The sequence below is a fragment of the Kitasatospora sp. NPDC088160 genome, from assembly GCF_044741445.1.
Classification (GTDB): domain Bacteria; phylum Actinomycetota; class Actinomycetes; order Streptomycetales; family Streptomycetaceae; genus Kitasatospora.
The window spans coordinates 57,490-77,354 of record NZ_JBIUSS010000030.1; the positions used below are offsets into that span (position 1 = coordinate 57,490).

The window sequence follows — 19,865 nt, forward strand, 5'->3', positions numbered from 1 at the left end:
GACAGCTCGTGTTCTGGGTGATCGTGGTCGCCATGGCCGTGGTGGTCGGCGGCGCCGCGCTGGTGGCGCTCGGCGGGGGCGGCTCGATGCCGGAGGCGGTGCAGGACCGCATCGCCGCCCGGCTGCCGCAGGACCGTCCGCTGAGCAAGGCGGACGTGGACGACCTGCGGCTGCCGATGGCCGTCCGCGGCTACCGGATGGACGAGGTCGACGACGTCCTGGACCGCCTCGGCGCCGAACTCGCCTACCGCGACTCGCGGATCGCCGAACTGGAGGCCGCAGGGCACCTGCGCGGCGCGGTCGAGGCGACCGACGGCCCGGACGCCGGCGCCGAACCGCTGCCCGGCCTGGAGGAGTTCGCGAAGGTGGTCGAACCGGCCGTCGCGCTCACCAAGGAGCGGCCCGAGCAGGAGCGGCCCGAGGACGCGAAGCCGGTGAACGACCGGTGACCGCTCTCGCCGAGGGCGCGGTGCTCGGCGCGGACGGCCTGCGCCGCTGCGCCTGGGGCGAGTCGACCGACGACTACCGGGCCTACCACGACACCGAGTGGGGCCGTCCGGTGCACGGCGACGACGCCCTGTTCGAGCGGGTCTGCCTGGAGGCGTTCCAGTCCGGGCTGTCCTGGCTGACCATCCTGCGCCGCCGGGAGGGCTTCCGGTCCGCGTTCGCCGGCTTCGGGATCGCCGCGGTCGCCGAGTTCGGCGAGGCGGACGTGGAGCGGCTGCTCGCCGACACCGGCATCATCCGCAACCGGGCCAAGATCGAGGCCGCCATCGCCAACGCCCGGGTCGCCCGCGACCTGGACGGCGGGCTGGACGCGCTGATCTGGCGGTTCGCCGGAGCCCCGGACCGGCCGGCCCCCCGCACGATGGGGGAGGTGCCGGCCGTCACGCCCGAGTCGACCGCGCTCGCGAAGGCCCTGAAGAAGGAGGGCTTCCGCTTCGTCGGCCCGACCACCGCCTACGCCCTGATGCAGGCCTGCGGCCTGGTCGACGACCACCTGGCGGACTGCCACGTCCGCACCGCGCGCCCGGTGTGATCCGAAGAGGGCCGCTGGGCGCGCCCTAGCGGCCCAGGTAGGTCGGCTTCTCCTTGGCGATGAAGGCGCGGACCGCGATCCGGTGGTCCTCGCTCTCGCCGGCCAGGGTCTGCAGCTCGTCCTCCTTGTCGAGCAGTTCGTCCAGCGAGTGCGAGGCGCCGTACGCCAGCGACTCCTTGATGGCGCCGTAGGCCACCGTGGGGCCCGCGGCCAGCTCCCGGGCGAAGGCCCGCGCGGTGGCGGCGAGCTCCCCGGCCGGCACCACCCTGGTGGCCAGGCCCAGCTCCAGCGCCTCGGCGGCCTTGACCGTCCGGGGCAGCATCAGCAGCTCGGTGGCCCTGGCGTGCCCGACCAGCCGGGGCAGCGTCCAGGAGGCGCCCGAGTCGGCGGTCAGGGCGATCCCGGCGAAGGCGGTGTTGAAGCCGGCCCGGTCGGAGAGGACCCGGAAGTCGCAGGCGAAGGCCAGCGAGGCGCCCGCGCCGGCCGCCACCCCGCCGACCGCGGCGACGGTCGGCTTGCGCATCCCGGCCAGCGCCCGCACCAGCGGGTTGTAGTGCTCGGCGACGGTGCCCAGCGGGCTCTGTCCGGTCTCCTCGGCCCGCTTCAGCGCCGTCAGGTGCTCGTTCAGGTCCTGCCCGACGCAGAACGCGCGCTCGCCGGCCCCGGTCAGCAGCACCGCCCGCACCGCCGGGTCCGCGGCCGCGGCGGCCACGGCGTCCCGCAGCGCGACCTTGGTCGCGACGTCCAGGGCGTTCATCGCCTCCGGGCGGTTGATGGTGATGACGGCCAGGCCGCCGTCCAGCTCGTACAGCACGGAATCGGACATGGGCGAGGGCTCCCTGTGGTCGGCTCGGTGTCGGTCGTGTGCCAGGATGCCGGAGCGGACGGCCGGGTGGGGAGTGTGAGGTATCGCACCTTTCGACGGCCCGCGCGCCGCCGCCACGCCGGGGCTTATGACGGCAATTGCGGCGCTTGGGGGCGGTCCGGCCGATGTTGCACCGAGAGTGATGTTGGTCATCAGCCCGTGGCATGCGGGATAATGGCTTCCGATCAATGCGTTCGATACCGGCGGTGGACGGACTGCCGGTGCGTAGCTGAGCGGTTGCAGGAAGGGGAACGAGCATGGCGGCCATGAAGCCGCGGACGGGTGACGGCCCGCTCGAAGTCACCAAAGAGGGACGGGGCATCATCATGCGCGTTCCGCTCGAAGGCGGCGGACGCCTTGTGGTGGAGCTCACACCTGACGAGGCCGACGCCCTCGGCGAGGCCCTGAAGAAGGCCTGCGGCTGACCGCAGCGGGTGCTCGTCATCTCCTGGAGATGTGCTGCCGGGCCCGGGTACGACGTCATGTCGGCCCGGGCCCCGCGGCGTTTGGGGCCCTGCCCGGCCGCCCGGAGGCCGCGGTCCGGGGCGGCGGGGCCGCTGCCTGACGGTCCGGCTGCCTGACGGCCCTGCCGCTCGACGGTCCTACCGCTTGATGGCGCAGAGCAGTCCGTCCGAGACCGGCAGCAGCGCCGGCAGCAGCGCCTCGCTCTCCCGGACGTCCCGGACCAGGTCGCGCACCGCGCCCGTCTGGGGGTCCTGCAGCTCCGGCTCGGCCAGCCGGCCCTCCTGGAACACCCCCTCGAAGCAGACCATCCCGCCCGGCCGTAGCAGCCGCATCGCCTCCAGCAGGTACTCCCTGGACTCGGCCGGGTCGCCGTCGCAGAACACCAGGTCGTACTGGCCGTCGGCGAGCCGGGGCAGCACCTCCAGCGCCCGGCCCGGTATGAACCGCGAGCGGTTGGCCGCGAATCCGGCCGCGTGGTACGCCTCGCGGGCCAGCTGCTGGCGCACCGGCTCGGAGTCCACCGTGGTGAGCACGCCGTCCGGCCGCATGCCGCGCAGCAGGTAGACCCCGGAGACGCCCGTCCCGGTGCCGATCTCGGCCACCGCCTTGGCGTCCAGTGCCGCGGCCAGCAGCCGCAGGCACGCCCCGCCGCTGGGCCCGATCGCCCGTATCCCGGTGCGCGCGGACTGCGCCCGGGCGTAGGTCAGCACCGCGTCCTCGCCGACGTAGGTGTCGGCGAGGGCCACACGCGCGGGCCCGAACTCGCTGATGGCTGCCTCTTTCGGAGCCCCGGGTTACGGCCCGGTGCCGAGGGAAGTCGATATTTCCTGGCACAGATTACTGGCCGACCGGGAACCGCGTACGGCGGCGGGCCGTTGTCACGAAGGACCGGGTACGGGAGACCTCCCGGGCACTTTTATCCGGGCTTGACGGGTGAGGTGGATATGGTGGTGGCCCTGCTGGGCAGAAGAGCCGACCGAGGAGGTGTGGCCGAGGGCGACGTCCCCGTGCGGCGGCACTCCCGCGGCACCGCGTCGGCCCGTACGCCGAAGCCCGTGATGAACCAGCCTGCGCACTCCGACCTGGACCAGCCCGCCGCCGCGACGCCGGCCGCCGGTACCACCGAGGCCCCCGCCCTCGCGACCTTCACCGAGGGCCCCGACGCGCAGACCTGGACTCCACCCTCCTGGGAGGAGATCGTCGAGGCGCACAGCGCCCGGGTCTACCGCCTCGCGTACCGCCTGACGGGCAACCAGCACGACGCCGAGGACCTCACCCAGGAGGTCTTCGTCCGGGTGTTCCGTTCGCTGTCCACCTACACCCCCGGCACGTTCGAGGGCTGGCTGCACCGGATCACCACCAACCTGTTCCTGGACATGGTCCGCCGCCGCCAGCGCATCCGCTTCGACGCGCTCGGCGAGGACGCGGCCGAGCGGCTCGCCTCCCGCGAGCCCAGCCCGGCCCAGCACTTCAGCGACACCCACTTCGACGCCGACGTGCAGCACGCCCTGGACACCCTCGCCCCGGAGTTCCGCGCCGCCGTGGTGCTCTGCGACATCGAGGGACTGTCCTACGAGGAGATCGCCGCCACGCTGGGCGTCAAGCTCGGCACCGTCCGCAGCCGCATCCACCGCGGCCGCTCGCACCTGCGCGCCGCGCTCAAGCACCGTGCCCCCGGCTCGGCCCCCGGGCGCGAGCGCCGCGGCGGCTCGGAGGAGCCGGTGCCGGTCGGCGCCGCCGTCGAGGGCGCGCTCGCGCCGGGTGCGCGCGGACGGAGGCGATCGTGAGCGGAACCGGCCGGTCCGGGCCGGGCCAGCCGGACCCGTCCGGCCGGTCCGCGGCCAGGCGGGGCTGGGCCCTGCCCGGCCGCCGCGGCGGCGACGAACCGGGCGAGCCCGTCCTGCCCGCGCTGCCGCTGCCGGGCGAGACGGCGCTGCGCGCGGTGCCGGTGCGCCCCGCCGAGCCGGCCGCCGAGGAGCACCACCTCGGTGAGCGCCTCTCCGCGTTCCTGGACGGCGAACTCGGCCACGACTCGCGCGATCGCGTCCAGGCCCACCTGGCGACCTGCCCGCAGTGCCTCGCCGAGGTCGACGCGGGCCGGGCCGTCAAGCACCTGCTGACCCGCACCGGCACCCCCGGCCCCTCCTCCGGCCTGATGGCCCGGCTGATGGCCGTCGGCGGCCTGCCCGAGGACGATCCGGCGGACGCCGACTGGCCCGTCCGCCGCGGCAGCCGCGGTGACGACGACGACCTGCCCGGCGGCGGGGTCGCGGCCGGCGGCACGCTCGGCGGCAGCCGGCTCACCGGCGGCTCCTTCGGCCGCGGCGCAGGCGCCTCCTTCGGCGCGGGCGCGCTCGGCGCCGACACCCCGGTGCCCGGGGTCGACCCGCGGGCGTTCGGGCGCGGCGGCGCGGTGCTGCGGCCCCTGATGGGCCGGCGCAACGGCCGCCCCGAGGCCGCGGCCCGCCCCGAGAGCACCGTCCGGCCCCGCCCGGCCGCCGCCGTACGCTCCGCCGCGCCGCGCGGGCGCCGCTTCGTCTTCGCCGCCGCGGGCGCCTTCTCGGTCGCCGCGGTCACGCTCGGCGGGGTCGGCGGCCTCAGCGCGCAGAGCGAGGACCAGCACGGCAACCCGGTCAGCACGGTCGGCAACAGCGGCGGCACGGGCCGCAGCGGGGGCCTGGTCCCGATGACCGCGCAGATCCCGGTGGACTTCCCGGCCCACCCCGTCGCCGCGACCCGCGACGCGACGCCGCCGCCGGCCTCGGAGCGCAACTCGGGCGGCCTGCCCGCACTGCGCCAGCAGACCCGCTAGGCCCTGTCCGCACCTAGAGCGCCGCTCGCGCCCCGGTCGCGACGATCTCGGCCATCGGCAGGTCTTTACCACGGCTTCATCGCAGCGTGGACCATGGACCCGCCGATGGCCATTACCCTGTAGGGACCGTCGTCCGACGAGCTAGGGAGCTTAGGTGTTCAGCGATGTAGGCGGGCTGGAGATCCTGACCCTGGCCGTGATGGCGATCGTCATCTTCGGCCCCGACAAGCTGCCGAAGCTGATCCAGGACACCATGGGCTTCATCCGGAAGGTCCGTTCCTTCGCCGACAACGCGAAGGAGGACATCCGCAGCGAGCTGGGCCCCGAGTTCAAGGACTTCGAGTTCGAGGACCTGAACCCCAAGACCTTCGTCCGCAAGCAGCTCATGGGCGGCGAAGAGGACCCGCTGGGCCTCAAGGAGATGAAGGACTCGCTCGACATCCGCTCGGTCCTGGACGACAAGCCGGCGGCGCCGGTGAACGGCCGCAGCGGCAGCGTCAGCTTCGAGAAGGCCGCCGCCCCGGTGGCGGCCTCCACCGGGGCGCCGTTGCAGCCCGGCGAGCGGCCCCCGTTCGACCCCGACGCGACCTGACCGGCCCCCGGTCACACCCCGTACGACCACGCCACCGCCCCGCCCGGCCGCCCGGCTGAGCGGGGCGGCGGCGTGTGCGCCGCTATTGTGCTGATTGTTCCCGCTGAGCCGTCCGTCACATTCCGCGCTGTCGCGGACCAGGAACGGCTCCCGGGAACGCCGCGGTACGCCACGATGGGAGCGCGCCACGGCAGGCAAACGTGTGTTTGAGGAGGCCCGGGGATGGACGCGACGAGTCAGGCGGTGGGGACGACGGCCACGGCCGGCGGCCCGGTGGTCGGCGGGCAGGCCGGCCCGGCGGACCCGCTGGTGCCCTACCTGTCCGCCGACTTCCCCTGGTACGGCCTGGACGACGGCTGGACCGGCCGCCGCTACCTGATGCAGGCCGGCGCCGGAGGCCTCCGGGCCGGGGCGCCCGGCAGCGTCGACTACGGCAGCCTCGGCCACGGCGAGGAGCCGGCCAGGCAGTACGAGCCGCGCGACATGCGCAGGTTCGCGGTCGTGGTCACGGTGGCCCGCCGGGACAGCCGCCGCAGCGCCGACAACACCGGCACCCTGGAGGCGACCTCCGCCTCCTCCGCCGCCTGGCTGGCCGGCTCGGGCCTGCTCGCCTCGACCTGGCCCGGCCAGCTCGACCGCGCGCTGCGCCAGGACTGGCTGGACCAGCAGAGCACCCTCGCGTGGGACCTCGCCGACGACCTGGCCGGCCCCGGCTGGTCCACCCTCAGCCTCCCGGTGAACGGCCTGCCGCAGCCCTTCCGCTACCGCGAGTCCGAGTACGGCTGGGTGCTCGCCGGCGAGGCCCCGGGCGTCCTGCTCGGCGCCTACGGCCGCGGCGTCAGCGCCTACGGAGCCGGCTTCGCCACCGCCCCCGACCTGACCGCCTACACCCGCCCGTAGGGCGCGACGACGCCGAGTACGCCGAAGGGGCCGGGTGGTCGAACCACCCGGCCCCTTCGGCGACGCGTCATCAGAACTTGTTCTTCGGGGTCAGCCCGAGGGAGAGCCCGGAGAGGCCGCGCTGGCGGCCGCCGAGCTTGCCGGCGACGGCGCGCAGGGCGACGCCGGCCGGGGAGTCGGGGGCGGCGAGCACGACCGGGCGGCCGTCGTCGCCGCCCTCGCGCAGGCGCACGTCGATCGGGATCGAGCCGAGCACCGGGACGGTCGCGCCGACGGTGCGGGTGAGCGCGTCCGCGACGGTCTGGCCGCCGCCGGTGCCGAAGACGTCGATCATCTCGTCGCAGTGCGGGCACGGCATGCCGGACATGTTCTCGATCACGCCGACGATCTTCTGGTGGGTCTGCACCGCGATGGTGCCGGCCCGCTCGGCCACCTCGGCGGCGGCCATCTGCGGGGTGGTGACGATCAGGATCTCCGCGTTGGGGACCAGCTGGGCCACCGAGATCGCGATGTCGCCGGTGCCGGGCGGCAGGTCCAGCAGCAGGACGTCCAGGTCGCCCCAGTAGACGTCGGCGAGGAACTGCTGGAGCGCGCGGTGCAGCATCGGGCCGCGCCAGACCACCGGGGCGTTGCCCGGGGTGAACATGCCGATCGAGATGACCTTCACGCCGTGCGACTGCGGCGGCATGATCATGTCCTGGACCTGGGTGGGCCGGCCCTCGACGCCGAGCATGCGGGGCACGCTGTGGCCGTAGATGTCGGCGTCCACGACGGCGACCTTCAGGCCGTCGGCGGCCATCGCGGCGGCCAGGTTGACCGTGACCGAGGACTTGCCGACGCCGCCCTTGCCGGAGGCGACGGCGTAGACCCGGGTCAGCGTGCCCGGCTTGGCGAACGGGATCTCCCGCTCGGGGGCGCCGCCGCGCAGCAGCTGGGAGAGTTCCTTGCGCTGCTCGTCGCTCATCACGTCGAGCTCGACCTCGACGCCGGTCACACCGGGCACGCGGCCGACCGCTTCGCGGACCCGGGTGACGATGGTGTCGCGCATCGGGCAGCCGGAGACGGTCAGGTAGACCGCGACGCGCACCACGCCGCCCTCGGCGATCTCGACCGATTTCACCATGCCGATCTCGGTGATCGGGCGGTTGATCTCCGGGTCGTTGACGGTCGCCAGCGCCTGGCGTACGGACTCCTCCGTGACGCCGGCCGCGACCTCTGTCTCGTTGGCCATGCCTTGATGGTACGGCGCTCGGGGGATCCCCTAACCCGACGGTGGCGTGCCGCCGGTCACAGCGTCTCGGAGGGCTCCCGGCGCTCCTCGATCTCCTTGAGCAGGGACTGGAGTTCGGAGCGGATGAAGTCCCGGGTGGCGACCTCGCCGAGCCCGTGCCGCAGTGCCGCGACCTCGCGGGTCAGGTACTCGGTGTCCGCGATGTTGCGGTCGCTGCGGGCCCGGTCCTGCTCCATGTTGACCCGGTCCCGGTTGTCCTGGCGGTTCTGCGCGAGCAGGATCAGCGGGGCCGCGTAGGAGGCCTGGAGCGACAGCACCAGGGTGAGGAAGATGAAGGGGTAGCTGTCGAAGCGCACGTTCTCCGGCAGCAGGGTGTTCCAGGCCACCCAGATGATGATCACCACCGTCATCCAGACGATGAAGCGGCCGGTGCCCAGGAAGCGCGCGATCCGTTCGGAGAGCTTGCCGAACGCCTCCGGGTCGTAGGCGGGCAGCGAGATCAGCCCGGGCCGGGCGGTGCGGGGCTGGTCGAGCCGGGTGCGGGCCGGGCCGGCCACGGAGATCTCGGCGCGCCGCTCCCGGCCGCCCTCCCGGCCGCGCAGTTCGCGCAGCTGGCGCAGTTCCCGCAGTTCGCTCTGGAGGCGTTGGCGTGGGGACTCGTCCCGCCGCCCCTTGCGGTCAGCGTCCACCGTGCACCTCTTCCCTCGTGCCGTCCGTGTCGTCGTGGCCGTGCAGGACGGACTCGCGCCAGTCCTCCGGCAGCAGGTGGTCGAGCACGTCGTCGACGGTCACCGCGCCGAGCAGGTGGTCGGCCTCGTCGACGACCGGCGCGGACACCAGGTTGTAGGTCGCCAGGTAGCTGGTGATCAGTGACAGCGGGGTGTCCGGCGGCAGCGGGTCCAGGTCGTCGTCGACCAGCGAGCCGACCAGTACGTACGGCGGCTCGCGCAGCAGCCGCTGGAAGTGCACGGTGCCCAGGTACTTGCCGGTCGGGGTCTCGTTCGGCGGCCGGCAGACGTACACCTGCGCGGCGAGCGCGGGCTTGTGGTCGGAGACCCGGATGCGGGCGAGTGCCTCGGCCACGGTCGCGTCCGGCTCCAGCACGACCGGCTCGGTGGTCATCAGACCGCCGGCGGTGTTCTCCTCGTACGACAGCAGGCGGCGGACGGGCTCGGCCTCGTCCGGCTCCATCAGCTGGAGCAGCCGCTCGGCCTCGTCGGCGGGCAGTTCGGAGAGCAGGTCGGCGGCGTCGTCCGGGTCCATCGCCTCCAGGACGTCGGCGGCGCGTTCGTCCTTGAGCTTGCCGATGATCTCGACCTGGTCGTCCTCGGGCAGCTCCTCCAGGACGTCGGCGAGCCGCTCGTCGTCGAGCGCGGCGGCCACCTCGGCGCGGCGCTTGGCGGACAGGTGGTGCATGACGCTGGCGAGGTCGGCGGCGCGCAGCTGGTCGAAGGTGGCGAGCAGGTTGGCGGCGCCCTGGTCCTGCTCGGGCAGCGTGAAGCCGGTGACGTCCTGCCAGTCCAGGGTGAGCCGCTCGCCCTTGCCCTTGCGCAGCCGGCCGGCCCGGCCGATCTGGACGAAGACCTTGCTGATCTCCCACTCGCGCATCCGGGTCTGCACCATCCCGACGTCCAGCACGGTGACGTTCTCACCGGTCTTGGACCAGGTGACGGTGCGGTCCAGCAGTTCGGCGAGCACCAGGGTCTCGGACGGGCGCTGCTCGAAGCGCCGCAGGTTGATCACGCCGGTGGCGAGCACCTGGCCGGACTCCAGGCTGGTCACCCGGGTCATCGGCAGGAAGATCCGGCGCCGGCCGACCACCTCGACCACCAGGCCCAGGACCCGCGGCGGGCGGCCGCTCAGCCGCAGCGAGACGACGACGTCACGGACCCGGCCGACCTGGTCGCCGTTCGGGTCGAAGACGGCGAGGGCGGAGAGGTGGGAGATGAAGACCCGGGTGCCTGGCCCTGCCATGAACTCCCTCGACTCGTTCGATGCCGTGCCGGGTACGCCGGGGCGCACCTGCGGGCAAGGCTACCCGCGTGTCGCGAGCCCGGCCCGACGAGGCACGGTACACAGCCGAGGAGTCCCGGGCGTGAATCTTTAGCGGCGCTTGAACAGCAGTTTGGGCAGGCCGGCCGGGACGGGGCGGCGGGTGGTGGCCGCGGTGGGCATCGGCTGGGCGGCGTGCGAGACGTCCGGCATCGTGCCCGGACGCTCGGTCAGCGCACCGGCGGGCTCCAGGCGCAGCACCCGGCACTCGCGGGCCCAGCGGTCGGTGATGGTGTCGGTGTCGGGCGCGTTCAGCCGCTTGCCCTTGAGCTCCTCGACGGCGCCCAGCCAGGCCTCGCCGCCGGGGGCCAGCTCCGAGACCCGGGCGCTCCAGCCGGTCAGCCGGCCGCCCTTGTCCTTGCTGCGGACGGTCACCACCGCGCCGGATCCGGCGGTCAGGCCGTGCAGCGGCTGCTCGCTGCCCTCGCCGACCACCACCACGGCGCCGTCGTGCCAGGCGTGCCAGAGCGGGCGGGCCTGCTCCTGGCCGTCCGCGCGGACCCAGAGGAGGCCGGACTTCTTCGCGGCCTCCTCCAGCAGGGCCTGGTCGAGGAAGTCGTCGGCGGTCGCGGCGGCGGGCGTACGGTCCATGGCGCCCAGCGTACGACCTCCGCCGTCCACGAGTTGTCTCAGCCGTCGGGCGACAGTTCCATCGGCTTGCCACGGGCCTTACCGTAGGAACGCCCGGCCCCGGCCCGGTTCAGCCCGGTCCCCGCCTCGCCCCAGCCCACGTGACCAGCAGAGGAGCGCCGTGCCCGCCGCCCGGCCCGCGACCGCCCCCGCACCAGCCGCCACCGCCACCGAGCCGGTGCACCCGCTCCCCACCGCCGACCTGCTGCTGCTCGCCGTCTCCATCGCCGGCATCTCGCTGTCCGGCCCGCTGATCAGCGCCACCGCCGCGCCCGCGCTGGCGATCGCGTTCTGGCGCAACGTCATGTCGGTCGGCGTCCTCGGCCCGTACGCGCTGCTGCGCCACCGCGCCGAACTGCGCGGGATCGGCCGGCGGGCGCTGCTGCTCGCGATCGCGGCGGGCGCACTGCTCGCCGTGCACTTCGCGCTCTGGATGCCCAGCCTGCGGATGACCTCGGTGGCCTCGGCGACCGCCCTGGTCACCACCACCCCGCTGTGGACCATCCTGCTGATGCGCCTGCTCGGCGTCCGCGCCCCCCGGATGGTCTGGCTCGGCACGGGCGTGGCCTTCGCCGGCGTGCTGGTGCTGACCGGCGTCGACCTCTCGCTCTCCCCGCGCGCGCTGCTCGGCGACGCGCTCGCCCTCGGCGCGGGCCTGGCCGCCGCCGGGTACATGCTGCTGGGCGCGGAGGTCCGCAGGACCGTCAGCACCACCGCGTACACGCTGGTCTGCTACACCACCACGGCGGCGGGCCTGCTGGCGATCTGCCTGGTCGCCGGGACGCCGCTGGCCGGCTGGCCGGCCGGGGTGTGGTGGCAGATCGTGCTGCTGATGGTCGCCGCCCAGCTGCTCGGCCACTCGCTGAGCAACCGCGTGGTGCGCACCCTCGGCCCGTCGATCACCTCCACGGCGATCCTGCTGGAGACCCCGGGCGCGGCCCTGATCGCCGCCCTCTGGCTCGGCCAGTGGCCCCCGGTGGCGGCGTATCCGGCGGTGGTGCTGATCCTGGTGGGCCTGGTCCTGGTCGCCCGTGGCGGCCGGCGGGCGCCGCGGGCGGCTACAGCCAGCCGTTGCGGCGGAAGCCCCGGTACATCCCGACGCAGATCAGGATGATGGCGGTGAGCACCATCGGATAGCCGTACTTGTGGTGCAGCTCGGGCATGTACTCGAAGTTCATCCCGTACACGCCGGTGATCATGGTGGGCACGGCGAAGATCGCCGCCCAGGCGGTGATCTTGCGCATGTCCTCGTTCTGCGCCACCGAGACCTGCGCCAGATTGGCCTGGAGCAGCGAGTTCAGCAGTTCGTCGAAGCCGTGCACCTGCTCGGTGACCCGGGCCAGGTGGTCGGCGACGTCCCGGAAGTACTTCTGGATGTCCGGGTCGACGAGGCGCTGCAGCGGTTCGGACAGCTGCTGCATCGGGCGCAGCAGCGGCACCACGGCTCGCTTGAACTCCAGTACCTCGCGCTTGAGTTGGTACACCCGGCCGACGTCGGCGCTGCGCCCGCCCTTGGCCGAGAAGACGCCGTACTCGATCTCGTCCACGTCGTTCTGCAGCCGCTCGGAGACCAGCAGGTAGTTGTCCACGACGTGGTCGGCGATCGCGTGCAGCACCGCGGACGGGCCCTTGGCGAGCAGCCCGGACTCGTCCGCGTCGGCCTCCAGCCGGTGCCGCAGCTCCTGTAGCGAGCCGTGGCCGCCGTGCCGGACGGTGATCACGAAGTCCCGCCCGGCGAAGACCATCAATTCGCCGGTCTCCACCACCTCGCTGGTCGGGGTGAGCTGGTCGTGCTCGACGTAGCGGATGGTCTTGAAGACGGCGAACAGCACGTCGTCGTAGCGCTCGACCTTGGGCCGCTGGTGCGCGTGCACCGCGTCCTCGACCGCGAGCGGGTGCAGGCCGAAGCGCTGGGCGATGCCCTCGAACTCGGCCTCGGTCGGTTCGTGCAGCCCGATCCAGCTGAACGAGCCGTCCCCGTCCGGGAGTTGGTGCGCGGCCTTGATCCGGCGGGCGGCCTCGCGGGGGCTGCAGGTCTCGCCGTGGCGCTTGCCGTGCTGGTACACCGCGCAGTCGACGACCGCCGAGCCGGCGCCCGCCGGGACGGCGTCGTACGCGCCGGCCGCGGAACGGCGGCGGTTGGTGCGGACGGCGGCGCGCAGGCTGTTGATCATCGACATGGCAGGCTCCCTGGAACAGGAGCCGCCGCACAGCGGCGTCGGGGTCCCCCCGTCGGAAGGCGGGGGAGGAGCGGGCGGCCGTGGTGCGACGGCGAAGAACACCGGTGAAGGGGGGTGAGGGTGCTCTCCCGGCCGGTTCGTCCGCGCCCGGCCTGCCCGGGCTACCTCGGCTGGATCAGCCGGTTCAGCCTGCGTGGCGAGGGGTGCGGGGAAGTCGGGGCCGGGTAGAGCTGCCGGTACTGCATGGTCGGCCGGTATCCACCGCAACCACCTCCTTCGTGCCGCCGCCCCGGGAACCTGAGGATTCCCGGTGGCCAGTCGCTCACCCTAACATCTGACCGACCATCGGCGCCCCGGGCTTTCCCGAGGCTTTGCCCGGGCCGCCCGCACACGGCCGGCCCGCCCCCGGGGGTTACGCTCACCGGCATGGCGCACGACTTCCCGCTCTTCGGCGAACCCCACGGCGGCAGCTCCCCGGCGCTCTCCCGGGAGGCGGTGCTGGCCGCCGTCGAGGCCCGGCTGATCACCACCTTCGGCGAGCCGAGCGGCCGCGCCGCGGTCACCTTCCTCGGCACCGACCGGATCGAGGTGCTGCGCTTCGGCCCGGACGCCGACGGCCTGGTCCGGTACGCGACGCTCGGCATGTCCGCCGCGCCGATGGCCGACCCGACCGCACCGGTGGCCGACCAACTGCGCGGCCCACGCGCCGAACTGGTGCTGACCGTCCGCGGCGGGCGCGACAGCGTGCTGCGCAGCCTGGCCACCCTGGCCGCGACCCCGCAGGTCGAGGGCCTGGTGGTGGCCCCCGGCGGCTCGCTGGACCTCGGCGCCCCGCTGTGGGACGGCGCGCCGTTCACCTCGGTGCTGGCCGCCGAGCCGGGCGGCCTGGTGCCGGACCTGGAGCTGGACGAGCCGGCCGACCCGGTCCGTTTCCTGCCTCTGCTGCCGATGACGCCCAACGAGGCCGGCTGGAAGCGGGTGCACGGCGCGGCCGCGCTCCAGGAGCGCTGGCTGGAGCAGGGCGCCGACCTGCGCGACCCGGACCGCCGCGGCGTCCGGCTGGACTGACCGGGGCTCAGGTCACGGGTCTCCCGTCCTGGCCCCGCGCTCCCGCCGCGCCCCCGCACCCCGGCGCGCGGCCCTCAGCCGCCGATCGGCTTCGCGCCGGTGGCCTGCGCCAGCAGCGCCTCGTACACCGCGGGATCGGTGGTGTGCTCGCCGAGCCGGACGGTCTTGCGGCTGCCGTGGTAGTCGCTGGAGCCGGTGACCAGCAGCCCCAGCTCGTCGGCCAGGCCGCGCAGCCGCACCCTGGTCTCCTCGTCGTGGTCGGTGTGGTCGACCTCCAGCGCCGCCAGCCCGGCCGCCGCGAGGTCGGCGATCACCTGGTCCGGAACGGTCCGCCCGCGCTTGACCGCGCCGGGGTGGGCGAACACCGGTACCCCGCCGGTCGCCCGGACCAGCCGGACCGCCTCGATCGGGTCGGTCTCGTGCTTGCGGACGTCCGCCCGGGCGCCGTTGGCCAGCCACTCGGCGGTGAAGGCGTCCGACACGGTGGCCACGACGCCCGCCTCGACCAGCGCGCTGGCGATGTGCGGGCGACCGACCGAGCCGGTCCCGGCGATCCGCTGCACCTGCTCCCAGCTGATGTCCGCGCCGAGTTCGCGGCAGCGCTCGACGATCGCCCGCCCGCGCCGGAACCGGTCGGTGCGCACCAGCTCCCGCTCGCGCGCGAACTCCGGCTCGTCCGGGTCGAACAGGTACGCCAGCAGGTGCATGCTGACGCCGCCCACCACGCAGGACAGCTCGGCGCCCGGGACGACGGTCAGCCGGCTGCCGTCCGGCAGCGCGCGCACCGCCTCGGCGGCCTCGGCGTGGCCCGCGACGGTGTCGTGGTCGGTGAGCGCCACGACGTCGAGGCCCGCGGCCACGGCCGCCGCGACCAGCTCGGTCGGGCTGTCGGTGCCGTCGGAGGCGTTGCTGTGGGCGTGCAGGTCGATGCGCACGGGGCGGACTCCTGAGGGCTCGGGGTGCCGCCCAGGATAGGACAGGGCGCCGGGCCCCGGCCGGACAGGACCTATCCCAGCAGGCGGGGGGAGAGGGCCCCGCAGGGGAGCAGATCCAGTTCGGCGCCGGCCTCGCGCAGGTCGGTGAGGACGAGTTCGTCGTACATCACCAGGGCGGACTGCTCGGGCCAGGCGACGGCCCAGAGCCAGAGGCCGCGGGCCTCGCCGACGAACACCGCGCGGTCGACCGGGGCGTCCGGGACGTGGAACATCGGGGTGGGCCGCCCGGCGGCCAGCAGTTTGGCGTCGGCGGGCTTGTAGAGGCCGACGGAGTCGCCCGGGTCGGGCCCGGGCATCCCGGCGTAGCGGGCGCCGAGGCCGACCCCCAGTTCCTCGGCGACGAGCACCAGCTCGCCGAAGCCGCCGAGCGGGGCCGGTCCGGAGCAGGCGACGGCGGTGGCCCGGGCGCCGGAGACGTCGTCGCCGACGTGGGCGATGCCGGTGTAGAGCCAGCCGACCGGGAGCGGCCAGGGCAGCCAGACGGGGACCTGCGAGCGGGCGACGGCGACGCCCAGGGCTTCGACGCTCGGTGGCAGCACGGGCTGCATCGGGTGCACGGCTCCGTGCCGGTCGCACTGCCAGGTGTCTGAGAACAGACCGGGGGCGCGGACCCGACCGGCGCACCTCGGGCAGCTTGGCTCGCCCCTCATAGGCGACAACGCTCCTCCCTCCGGACCGCCGCGTCAAGGACGATCACCCGTACGGAGGGCTCGGCGGCACCTGTCGGTGGCGGGGCCCGTTCGGCGCGGGTGGGGCGGCGCGGCACGGGCGGTTCCCGTTGGGGGATGTCCCGTGGCGGGCGGCGGCAAACGTCTACGGGCCCAGGGCCCGGACGCACTGACGCCCTGTCATCGGCGATCGCGGTGACAGGGCGTCAGTCGGGTATCGGAACGTCCGGATCGGACGCTCCCGGCTCGTCGGCGGCGGGTGAGGGCTCCCGGTCGGAGGCGCCGCGCGTGGTCAGACGGTCGGGCACGGGCGGATGAGCAGGCGCTCACCGGTGCGGGCGGCGGCCTGGACGAACTCGCGGACGGTCTCGGCGTCGGCTATCAGGCGGTCGGCGGCGGAGCCGTTGGCGTCGTCCAGTCGGACGATCTCGAAGCGCATGGTCTTCGTCATGGGCGTCTCCTCTTCTTGCCCCGTCGGTCGGGGCGATTGCGGCTGAGTGGGTACCAGCCCTTTCGGGGTCCTGCGGGTCCGGCGGTGCGGCCGGATCGTTCGGTTCGTACGTGCGGCGGTCTGCTGCGGCAAGGGCTCCCCCTGCTTGCCTGGTGCCTCGTGAACCACGGTGACGTGGTGATGCTTCCGGGTCGTTGCCCGACCGTGAAGTCCAGGTTTCGGCTGATTCGCGCCGACGCGGAGGCCGGCGATGATTCCCGGACAGAATCAAAGATTACCGTAACTAACGACTTTTGTCCTGTGTTGAGGACGGTCGAACTTCGAGAAGTGGTTCAGACCACTCTCCGGGACCGGTGCGGCTCAGGCCCAGAACGCGGCCAGCGCCTCGGCCGTGGCGGCCGGGCGTTCGGCGTTGGGGGAGTGGCCGGCGTCCTCGACGACCACCCGGCGGGCCCCCAGGCGCTCCGCCATCCCGGTCTGCTCCGGCACCGGCCAGGCGTAGTCCCGCACCCCGGACAGCACCAGCACCGGCAGGCCGGCGGTGGCGGCGGCCAGCTCCGCCACCCGGTCCGGCGCGGCGACCAGATGGCCACCGGTGACGCTCAGCGACAGCGGTACGTTGGCCAGCCAGCGGCGGTGCAGGAACTCCGCGACGGCCGGCTCCGGGCGCTGCTTCTGGTCCCCGCTGCCCTCCTCCATCTGCCGCATGACCTGCCAGATCTCCTCCAGGCTCATGACCGGCAGCACGTCCAGCAGCAGCTGGGTACGGGCCGCCTCGGCCGGGTCGATCGCGCCCGGGCCGGTGGACATCAGGGTCAGCGAGCGCCACGGCGACGGGCCGTCCGCGGCCGCGGCCAGCACTGCCTCCCGGACCACCTGGCCGCCGAAGGAGTGCCCCAGCAGGTGCGGCGGCCCGCCGTCGGCGGCCACGGCCTCGGTGAGCGCCCGGACGTCCGCGCCCAGCGCCTCGACGGCGTACGCGGCCGGGTCGTCCGGGCCGCCGGTCTCGTACTGGCCGCGCTGGTCGACGGCGGTCACCCGGTAGCCGGCCGCCGCCAGCGGCTCCAGCAGGGCGATGAAGTCCTCCTTGCTGCCGGTGAAGCCCGGCACCAGCAGCGCCGAGCCGCGCACCGGCCCGTCCGGCTCGGCCCGCAGCGCGGCGAACCCGCCGCGGCTTGTGGACAGCCGCAGCGCGCGGGCGCAGCGGGGAAGGGTGAGGAACGGCGGCGTGCTCATGGGCTGCTCTCCTGCAGGCGACTGGCCGGTGACCCCGACCCTATCCAGCCTGTGCCGGAACGCCGGAACGCCGGAACGCCGGAACGCCGGAACGCCGGAACGCCGGAACGCCGGAGGGGGCGGGCCGGACCGCGAGGGGCCCGGCCCGCCCCCTCCGGGACGGGGTGCGTCAGCTCTCTGGGGTGGCCTCCGGCGCGGCGGCGGCCTTGCGGGCCCGGGTGCGCTTGCGCGGGGCCGGGACCTCGGTCGCGGCGTCGGCGGCCGCAGCCTCCGGAGCCGCCGGGGCGGTCGCGGCCTCGGCCTTGGGCTTGCGGGTGCGCGTCCGGGTGGCGGGCTTCTCCGCGACGGCGGCCTCGGCGGCCGGGGCCTCGGCGACGGCCTCGACGGCCTCCGCCTTCGGCTTGCGGGTGCGCGTCCTGGTGGCCGGCTTCTTCGCGACGACGGCCTCAGCGGCCTCGACGGCCTCGACGGCTTCGGCGGCCGGAGCCTCGGCCGGGGCCTCGACGGCCTCGGCCTTGGGCTTGCGGGCGGCGCGCGTCCGGGTGCGGGCGGCCGGCTTCTCCGCGACGGCGGCCTCGACGACGGCCTCGGCGGCGGCCACGACGGCCACCGCGGCCGGAGCCTCGGCGACCGGAGCCGCCACGGCCGCCTCGGTCACCGCGACGGCCTCGGCCACCACGGCGGCCTCGCCGGCGGCGGCGCCGCGCGAACGGCGGCGACGGCGGCGCGGGGCCGACTCGCCCTCGGTGCCCTCGACGGCCGGGGCCGCGGGGGCCTCGACGACGGTCCCGGCCTCGCCCTCGGCGACCGCGGAGCCGCCCCGGGTGCGGCGGCGCTCACGGGTGCGGCGCGGCTTCTCCTCGGTCGCCACGGCGGCCTCGGGGGCGCCGTGGCGGCCGGAGCCGCTGCGCGGGCCCTTGGCCCGGGCGGTGCGCGCACCGCGCCCGCCGGTCTCGCCGAGGTCCTCGACCTCCTCCGCGCCGAGCCCGGCCCGGGTCCGCTCCGAACGCGGCAGCACACCCTTGGTGCCCGGCGCGATCTTCAGCAGCTCGTACAGGTGCGGCGAGGTGGAGTAGGTCTCCTCCGGGTCGTTGAAGGTCAGCTCCAGCGCCTTGTTGATCAGCTGCCAGCGCGGGATGTCGTCCCAGTCGACCAGGGTGACGGCGGTGCCCGAGGCGCCGGCCCGGCCGGTGCGGCCGATCCGGTGCAGGTAGGTCTTCTCGTCCTCGGGGCACTGGTAGTTGACCACGTGCGTGACGCCCTCGACGTCGATGCCGCGGGCGGCGACGTCGGTGCAGACCAGCACGTCGACCTTGCCGTTGCGGAACGCGCGCAGCGCCTGCTCGCGGGCGCCCTGGCCGAGGTCGCCGTGGACGGCGCCGGCCGCGAAGCCGCGCTGGGTCAGCTGGTCGGCGACGTCGGCGGCGGTGCGCTTGGTCCGGCAGAAGATCATCGCCAGCCCGCGGCCGTCGGCCTGGAGGATGCGCGAGACGAGCTCGACCTTGTCCAGCGAGTGCGCGCGGAAGATGTGCTGCTCGATGTTGGCGACGGTGGTGCCGGTGTCGTCCGGGGCGGCGGCCCGGATGTGGGTGGGCTGGCTCATGTACCGGCGGGCGAGGCTGATGACCTGACCCGGCATGGTGGCCGAGAACAGCAGGGTCTGCCGCTTGGCCGGCAGCATGGTGATGATCTTCTCGACGTCCGGCAGGAAGCCGAGGTCGAGCATCTCGTCGGCCTCGTCCAGGACCAGCGAGCGGACCTTGGACAGGTTCAGCTTCTTCTGCCCGGCCAGGTCCAGCAGGCGGCCCGGGGTGCCGACCACGATGTCGACGCCCTTGGCGAGCGCCTCGACCTGCGGCTCGTACGCGCGGCCGCCGTAGACGGCCAGGACGCGCACGTCGCGGACCTTGCCGGCGGTCTGCAGGTCGTTGGTGACCTGGGTGCAGAGCTCACGCGTCGGGACGACGATGAGCGCCTGCGGGCCGTCGGAGAGCTGCTCCTCGGTCGCCCGGCCGGCGTCCACGTCGGCGCGCACGACGCACCGCTCGATCAGCGGGAGGCCGAAGCCGAGGGTCTTGCCGGTGCCGGTCTTGGCCTGGCCGATGACGTCGTGGCCGGTCAGCGCGACCGGGAGGGTCATCTCCTGGATGGGGAAGGGGTGGACGATGCCGACGGACTCGAGCGCCTCGGCGGTCTCCGGGAGGATTCCCAGATCCCGGAACGTCGTCTTGATGGGTTCAGCGGTGGTGGACAGGGTGCTGCCTCTTCCGTGTGAAAGGGGCCGAGAGCGAGCGGCGGGCGGGCAGCCGCACGGCTGCGTACGGGCCTGGCGGCCCTGATGCAGCTGAGCGGACGCACAACCGCGCCGGTCCCTGCGGCCGGCCGGTGCGCGCTGCCCTGTGCGGGGCGCGTCGCCGGCGGCGTCGGGGAGGATTCCCATGAGGGACCTGCGCGGGACCTTCGCCAGGGGGCGTGGTCTCGGCGGCCCTCGCTCGGCCACTGATGCGGTGCCAAGGCTTGAAGTCCAAGCCATGGTCGGAGCCGATCGGCTCTCCGACCGGGCATCCGCGTACGTGAGTACCCGTGGCTCCGGTGCGGACACGTCCGGATGGACGGTGCCGCTTCGGAGCGGGCTTGCGCGGGACACCGAGACGGCGGTGACACCGTGCGAACACGACGGG

At 74.3% G+C, this 19,865-nt stretch carries 21 protein-coding genes; 9 read left to right on the forward strand and 12 right to left on the reverse strand.

Features of this window, described 5'->3' with window-relative positions:
• Nucleotides 1-8 precede the first annotated feature (8 nt).
• Together ACIOGZ_RS35735 and ACIOGZ_RS35740 are read left to right on the forward strand one after the other, a co-directional pair.
• Nucleotides 9-449 (forward strand): DivIVA domain-containing protein, encoded by a 441-nt coding sequence (locus tag ACIOGZ_RS35735; protein WP_363586755.1) that lies wholly within the window; start codon nucleotides 9-11, stop codon nucleotides 447-449.
• Nucleotides 446-1,039: a DNA-3-methyladenine glycosylase I gene (locus tag ACIOGZ_RS35740; protein WP_363586754.1), complete on the forward strand. Its 594-nt coding sequence runs from the start codon at nucleotides 446-448 to the stop codon at nucleotides 1,037-1,039. The genes ACIOGZ_RS35735 and ACIOGZ_RS35740 overlap by 4 nt, the downstream gene beginning before the upstream one ends.
• A 25-nt stretch (nucleotides 1,040-1,064) precedes the next feature.
• Here the strand turns inward: ACIOGZ_RS35740 and ACIOGZ_RS35745 are convergent, their stop codons facing one another.
• Nucleotides 1,065-1,865 carry an enoyl-CoA hydratase-related protein gene (locus tag ACIOGZ_RS35745; RefSeq protein WP_363629537.1) on the reverse strand — a complete coding sequence of 267 codons (801 nt, stop codon included), beginning with the start codon at nucleotides 1,863-1,865 and terminating at the stop codon, nucleotides 1,065-1,067.
• A gap of 296 nt (nucleotides 1,866-2,161) precedes the next feature.
• Here ACIOGZ_RS35745 and ACIOGZ_RS35750 point away from each other — a divergent pair, with 296 nt between their 5' ends.
• Nucleotides 2,162-2,329 (forward strand): DUF3117 domain-containing protein, encoded by a 168-nt coding sequence (locus ACIOGZ_RS35750; protein ID WP_014137929.1) that lies wholly within the window; start codon nucleotides 2,162-2,164, stop codon nucleotides 2,327-2,329.
• A gap of 177 nt (nucleotides 2,330-2,506) precedes the next feature.
• On the opposite strand, the gene ACIOGZ_RS35755 is transcribed toward ACIOGZ_RS35750, so the two are convergent.
• Nucleotides 2,507-3,115 (reverse strand): class I SAM-dependent methyltransferase, encoded by a 609-nt coding sequence (locus ACIOGZ_RS35755; RefSeq protein WP_350879900.1) that lies wholly within the window; start codon nucleotides 3,113-3,115, stop codon nucleotides 2,507-2,509.
• A 312-nt stretch (nucleotides 3,116-3,427) separates the two neighbouring features.
• Here ACIOGZ_RS35755 and sigE point away from each other — a divergent pair, with 312 nt between their 5' ends.
• The 4 genes from sigE to ACIOGZ_RS35775 all read left to right on the forward strand — a co-directional run bounded on the left by sigE (nucleotide 3,428) and on the right by ACIOGZ_RS35775 (nucleotide 6,673).
• A complete protein-coding gene (sigE, locus tag ACIOGZ_RS35760; protein ID WP_371522687.1) occupies nucleotides 3,428-4,156 on the forward strand; it encodes an RNA polymerase sigma factor SigE in 729 nt (242 codons plus the stop codon).
• Complete coding sequence (locus tag ACIOGZ_RS35765) at nucleotides 4,153-5,181, forward strand: zf-HC2 domain-containing protein (protein ID WP_363586752.1); 1,029 nt, start codon at nucleotides 4,153-4,155, stop codon at nucleotides 5,179-5,181. Before sigE ends, ACIOGZ_RS35765 begins: the two co-directional genes overlap by 4 nt.
• A 154-nt stretch (nucleotides 5,182-5,335) precedes the next feature.
• Nucleotides 5,336-5,773: a sec-independent translocase gene (locus tag ACIOGZ_RS35770; RefSeq protein ID WP_363586751.1), complete on the forward strand. Its 438-nt coding sequence runs from the start codon at nucleotides 5,336-5,338 to the stop codon at nucleotides 5,771-5,773.
• A gap of 222 nt (nucleotides 5,774-5,995) precedes the next feature.
• The gene (locus ACIOGZ_RS35775; RefSeq protein ID WP_363586750.1) at nucleotides 5,996-6,673 is read left to right on the forward strand and encodes a hypothetical protein; all 678 of its coding nucleotides are present in this window, start codon (nucleotides 5,996-5,998) and stop codon (nucleotides 6,671-6,673) included.
• A 70-nt stretch (nucleotides 6,674-6,743) separates the two neighbouring features.
• Here ACIOGZ_RS35775 and ACIOGZ_RS35780 read toward each other — a convergent pair whose 3' ends face one another.
• The 4 genes from ACIOGZ_RS35780 to ACIOGZ_RS35795 all read right to left on the reverse strand — a co-directional run bounded on the left by ACIOGZ_RS35780 (nucleotide 6,744) and on the right by ACIOGZ_RS35795 (nucleotide 10,547).
• On the reverse strand, nucleotides 6,744-7,904 hold the full coding sequence (locus ACIOGZ_RS35780; RefSeq protein ID WP_363586749.1) for an Mrp/NBP35 family ATP-binding protein: 1,161 nt from the start codon (nucleotides 7,902-7,904) through the stop codon (nucleotides 6,744-6,746).
• 56 nt (nucleotides 7,905-7,960) lie between these two features.
• Complete coding sequence (locus ACIOGZ_RS35785) at nucleotides 7,961-8,533, reverse strand: DUF1003 domain-containing protein (protein WP_371522685.1); 573 nt, start codon at nucleotides 8,531-8,533, stop codon at nucleotides 7,961-7,963.
• A gap of 49 nt (nucleotides 8,534-8,582) precedes the next feature.
• Nucleotides 8,583-9,878: a magnesium transporter MgtE N-terminal domain-containing protein gene (locus tag ACIOGZ_RS35790; RefSeq protein ID WP_363586748.1), complete on the reverse strand. Its 1,296-nt coding sequence runs from the start codon at nucleotides 9,876-9,878 to the stop codon at nucleotides 8,583-8,585.
• Nucleotides 9,879-10,007: 129 nt separating this feature from the next.
• The gene (locus ACIOGZ_RS35795) at nucleotides 10,008-10,547 is read right to left on the reverse strand and encodes a hypothetical protein (protein WP_363586747.1); all 540 of its coding nucleotides are present in this window, start codon (nucleotides 10,545-10,547) and stop codon (nucleotides 10,008-10,010) included.
• Between the two features lie 160 nt (nucleotides 10,548-10,707).
• Here ACIOGZ_RS35795 and ACIOGZ_RS35800 point away from each other — a divergent pair, with 160 nt between their 5' ends.
• Entirely contained in the window at nucleotides 10,708-11,700 is a 993-nt protein-coding gene (locus tag ACIOGZ_RS35800; protein WP_400989010.1) for a DMT family transporter, read from the forward strand.
• On the opposite strand, the gene corA is transcribed toward ACIOGZ_RS35800, so the two are convergent.
• A complete protein-coding gene (corA, locus tag ACIOGZ_RS35805; RefSeq protein WP_363586746.1) occupies nucleotides 11,645-12,766 on the reverse strand; it encodes a magnesium/cobalt transporter CorA in 1,122 nt (373 codons plus the stop codon). The two genes, ACIOGZ_RS35800 and corA, sit on opposite strands and share 56 nt — an antisense overlap.
• A gap of 426 nt (nucleotides 12,767-13,192) precedes the next feature.
• Here corA and ACIOGZ_RS35810 point away from each other — a divergent pair, with 426 nt between their 5' ends.
• On the forward strand, nucleotides 13,193-13,834 hold the full coding sequence (locus tag ACIOGZ_RS35810; protein ID WP_363586745.1) for a suppressor of fused domain protein: 642 nt from the start codon (nucleotides 13,193-13,195) through the stop codon (nucleotides 13,832-13,834).
• A 74-nt stretch (nucleotides 13,835-13,908) separates the two neighbouring features.
• Here ACIOGZ_RS35810 and ACIOGZ_RS35815 read toward each other — a convergent pair whose 3' ends face one another.
• The 5 genes from ACIOGZ_RS35815 to ACIOGZ_RS35835 form a co-directional block, all read right to left on the reverse strand.
• Nucleotides 13,909-14,769 (reverse strand): PHP domain-containing protein, encoded by an 861-nt coding sequence (locus ACIOGZ_RS35815; RefSeq protein WP_400989012.1) that lies wholly within the window; start codon nucleotides 14,767-14,769, stop codon nucleotides 13,909-13,911.
• Between the two features lie 71 nt (nucleotides 14,770-14,840).
• Nucleotides 14,841-15,479 (reverse strand): DUF6758 family protein, encoded by a 639-nt coding sequence (locus tag ACIOGZ_RS35820; RefSeq protein WP_363586743.1) that lies wholly within the window; start codon nucleotides 15,477-15,479, stop codon nucleotides 14,841-14,843.
• Nucleotides 15,480-15,789: 310 nt separating this feature from the next.
• On the reverse strand, nucleotides 15,790-15,948 hold the full coding sequence (locus tag ACIOGZ_RS35825; protein WP_159398440.1) for a hypothetical protein: 159 nt from the start codon (nucleotides 15,946-15,948) through the stop codon (nucleotides 15,790-15,792).
• 360 nt (nucleotides 15,949-16,308) lie between these two features.
• Nucleotides 16,309-17,184: an alpha/beta fold hydrolase gene (locus ACIOGZ_RS35830; protein WP_363629529.1), complete on the reverse strand. Its 876-nt coding sequence runs from the start codon at nucleotides 17,182-17,184 to the stop codon at nucleotides 16,309-16,311.
• A gap of 169 nt (nucleotides 17,185-17,353) precedes the next feature.
• Nucleotides 17,354-19,324 (reverse strand): DEAD/DEAH box helicase, encoded by a 1,971-nt coding sequence (locus ACIOGZ_RS35835; RefSeq protein ID WP_400989014.1) that lies wholly within the window; start codon nucleotides 19,322-19,324, stop codon nucleotides 17,354-17,356.
• Nucleotides 19,325-19,865: the final 541 nt, after the last annotated feature.

Coding starts and splice junctions, on each gene's coding strand:
- ACIOGZ_RS35745 (WP_363629537.1), bottom strand. CDS start 1,865: ATGTCCGATTCCGTGCTGTACGAGCTGGACGGCGGCCTGGCCGTCATC.
- ACIOGZ_RS35750 (WP_014137929.1), top strand. CDS start 2,162: ATGGCGGCCATGAAGCCGCGGACGGGTGACGGCCCGCTCGAAGTCACC.
- sigE (WP_371522687.1), top strand. CDS start 3,428: ATGAACCAGCCTGCGCACTCCGACCTGGACCAGCCCGCCGCCGCGACG.
- ACIOGZ_RS35775 (WP_363586750.1), top strand. CDS start 5,996: ATGGACGCGACGAGTCAGGCGGTGGGGACGACGGCCACGGCCGGCGGC.
- ACIOGZ_RS35780 (WP_363586749.1), bottom strand. CDS start 7,904: ATGGCCAACGAGACAGAGGTCGCGGCCGGCGTCACGGAGGAGTCCGTA.
- ACIOGZ_RS35790 (WP_363586748.1), bottom strand. CDS start 9,878: ATGGCAGGGCCAGGCACCCGGGTCTTCATCTCCCACCTCTCCGCCCTC.
- ACIOGZ_RS35795 (WP_363586747.1), bottom strand. CDS start 10,547: ATGGACCGTACGCCCGCCGCCGCGACCGCCGACGACTTCCTCGACCAG.
- corA (WP_363586746.1), bottom strand. CDS start 12,766: ATGTCGATGATCAACAGCCTGCGCGCCGCCGTCCGCACCAACCGCCGC.
- ACIOGZ_RS35810 (WP_363586745.1), top strand. CDS start 13,193: ATGGCGCACGACTTCCCGCTCTTCGGCGAACCCCACGGCGGCAGCTCC.
- ACIOGZ_RS35820 (WP_363586743.1), bottom strand. CDS start 15,479: ATGAGGGGCGAGCCAAGCTGCCCGAGGTGCGCCGGTCGGGTCCGCGCC.
- ACIOGZ_RS35825 (WP_159398440.1), bottom strand. CDS start 15,948: ATGACGAAGACCATGCGCTTCGAGATCGTCCGACTGGACGACGCCAAC.
- ACIOGZ_RS35830 (WP_363629529.1), bottom strand. CDS start 17,184: ATGAGCACGCCGCCGTTCCTCACCCTTCCCCGCTGCGCCCGCGCGCTG.
- ACIOGZ_RS35835 (WP_400989014.1), bottom strand. CDS start 19,324: ATGACCCTCCCGGTCGCGCTGACCGGCCACGACGTCATCGGCCAGGCC.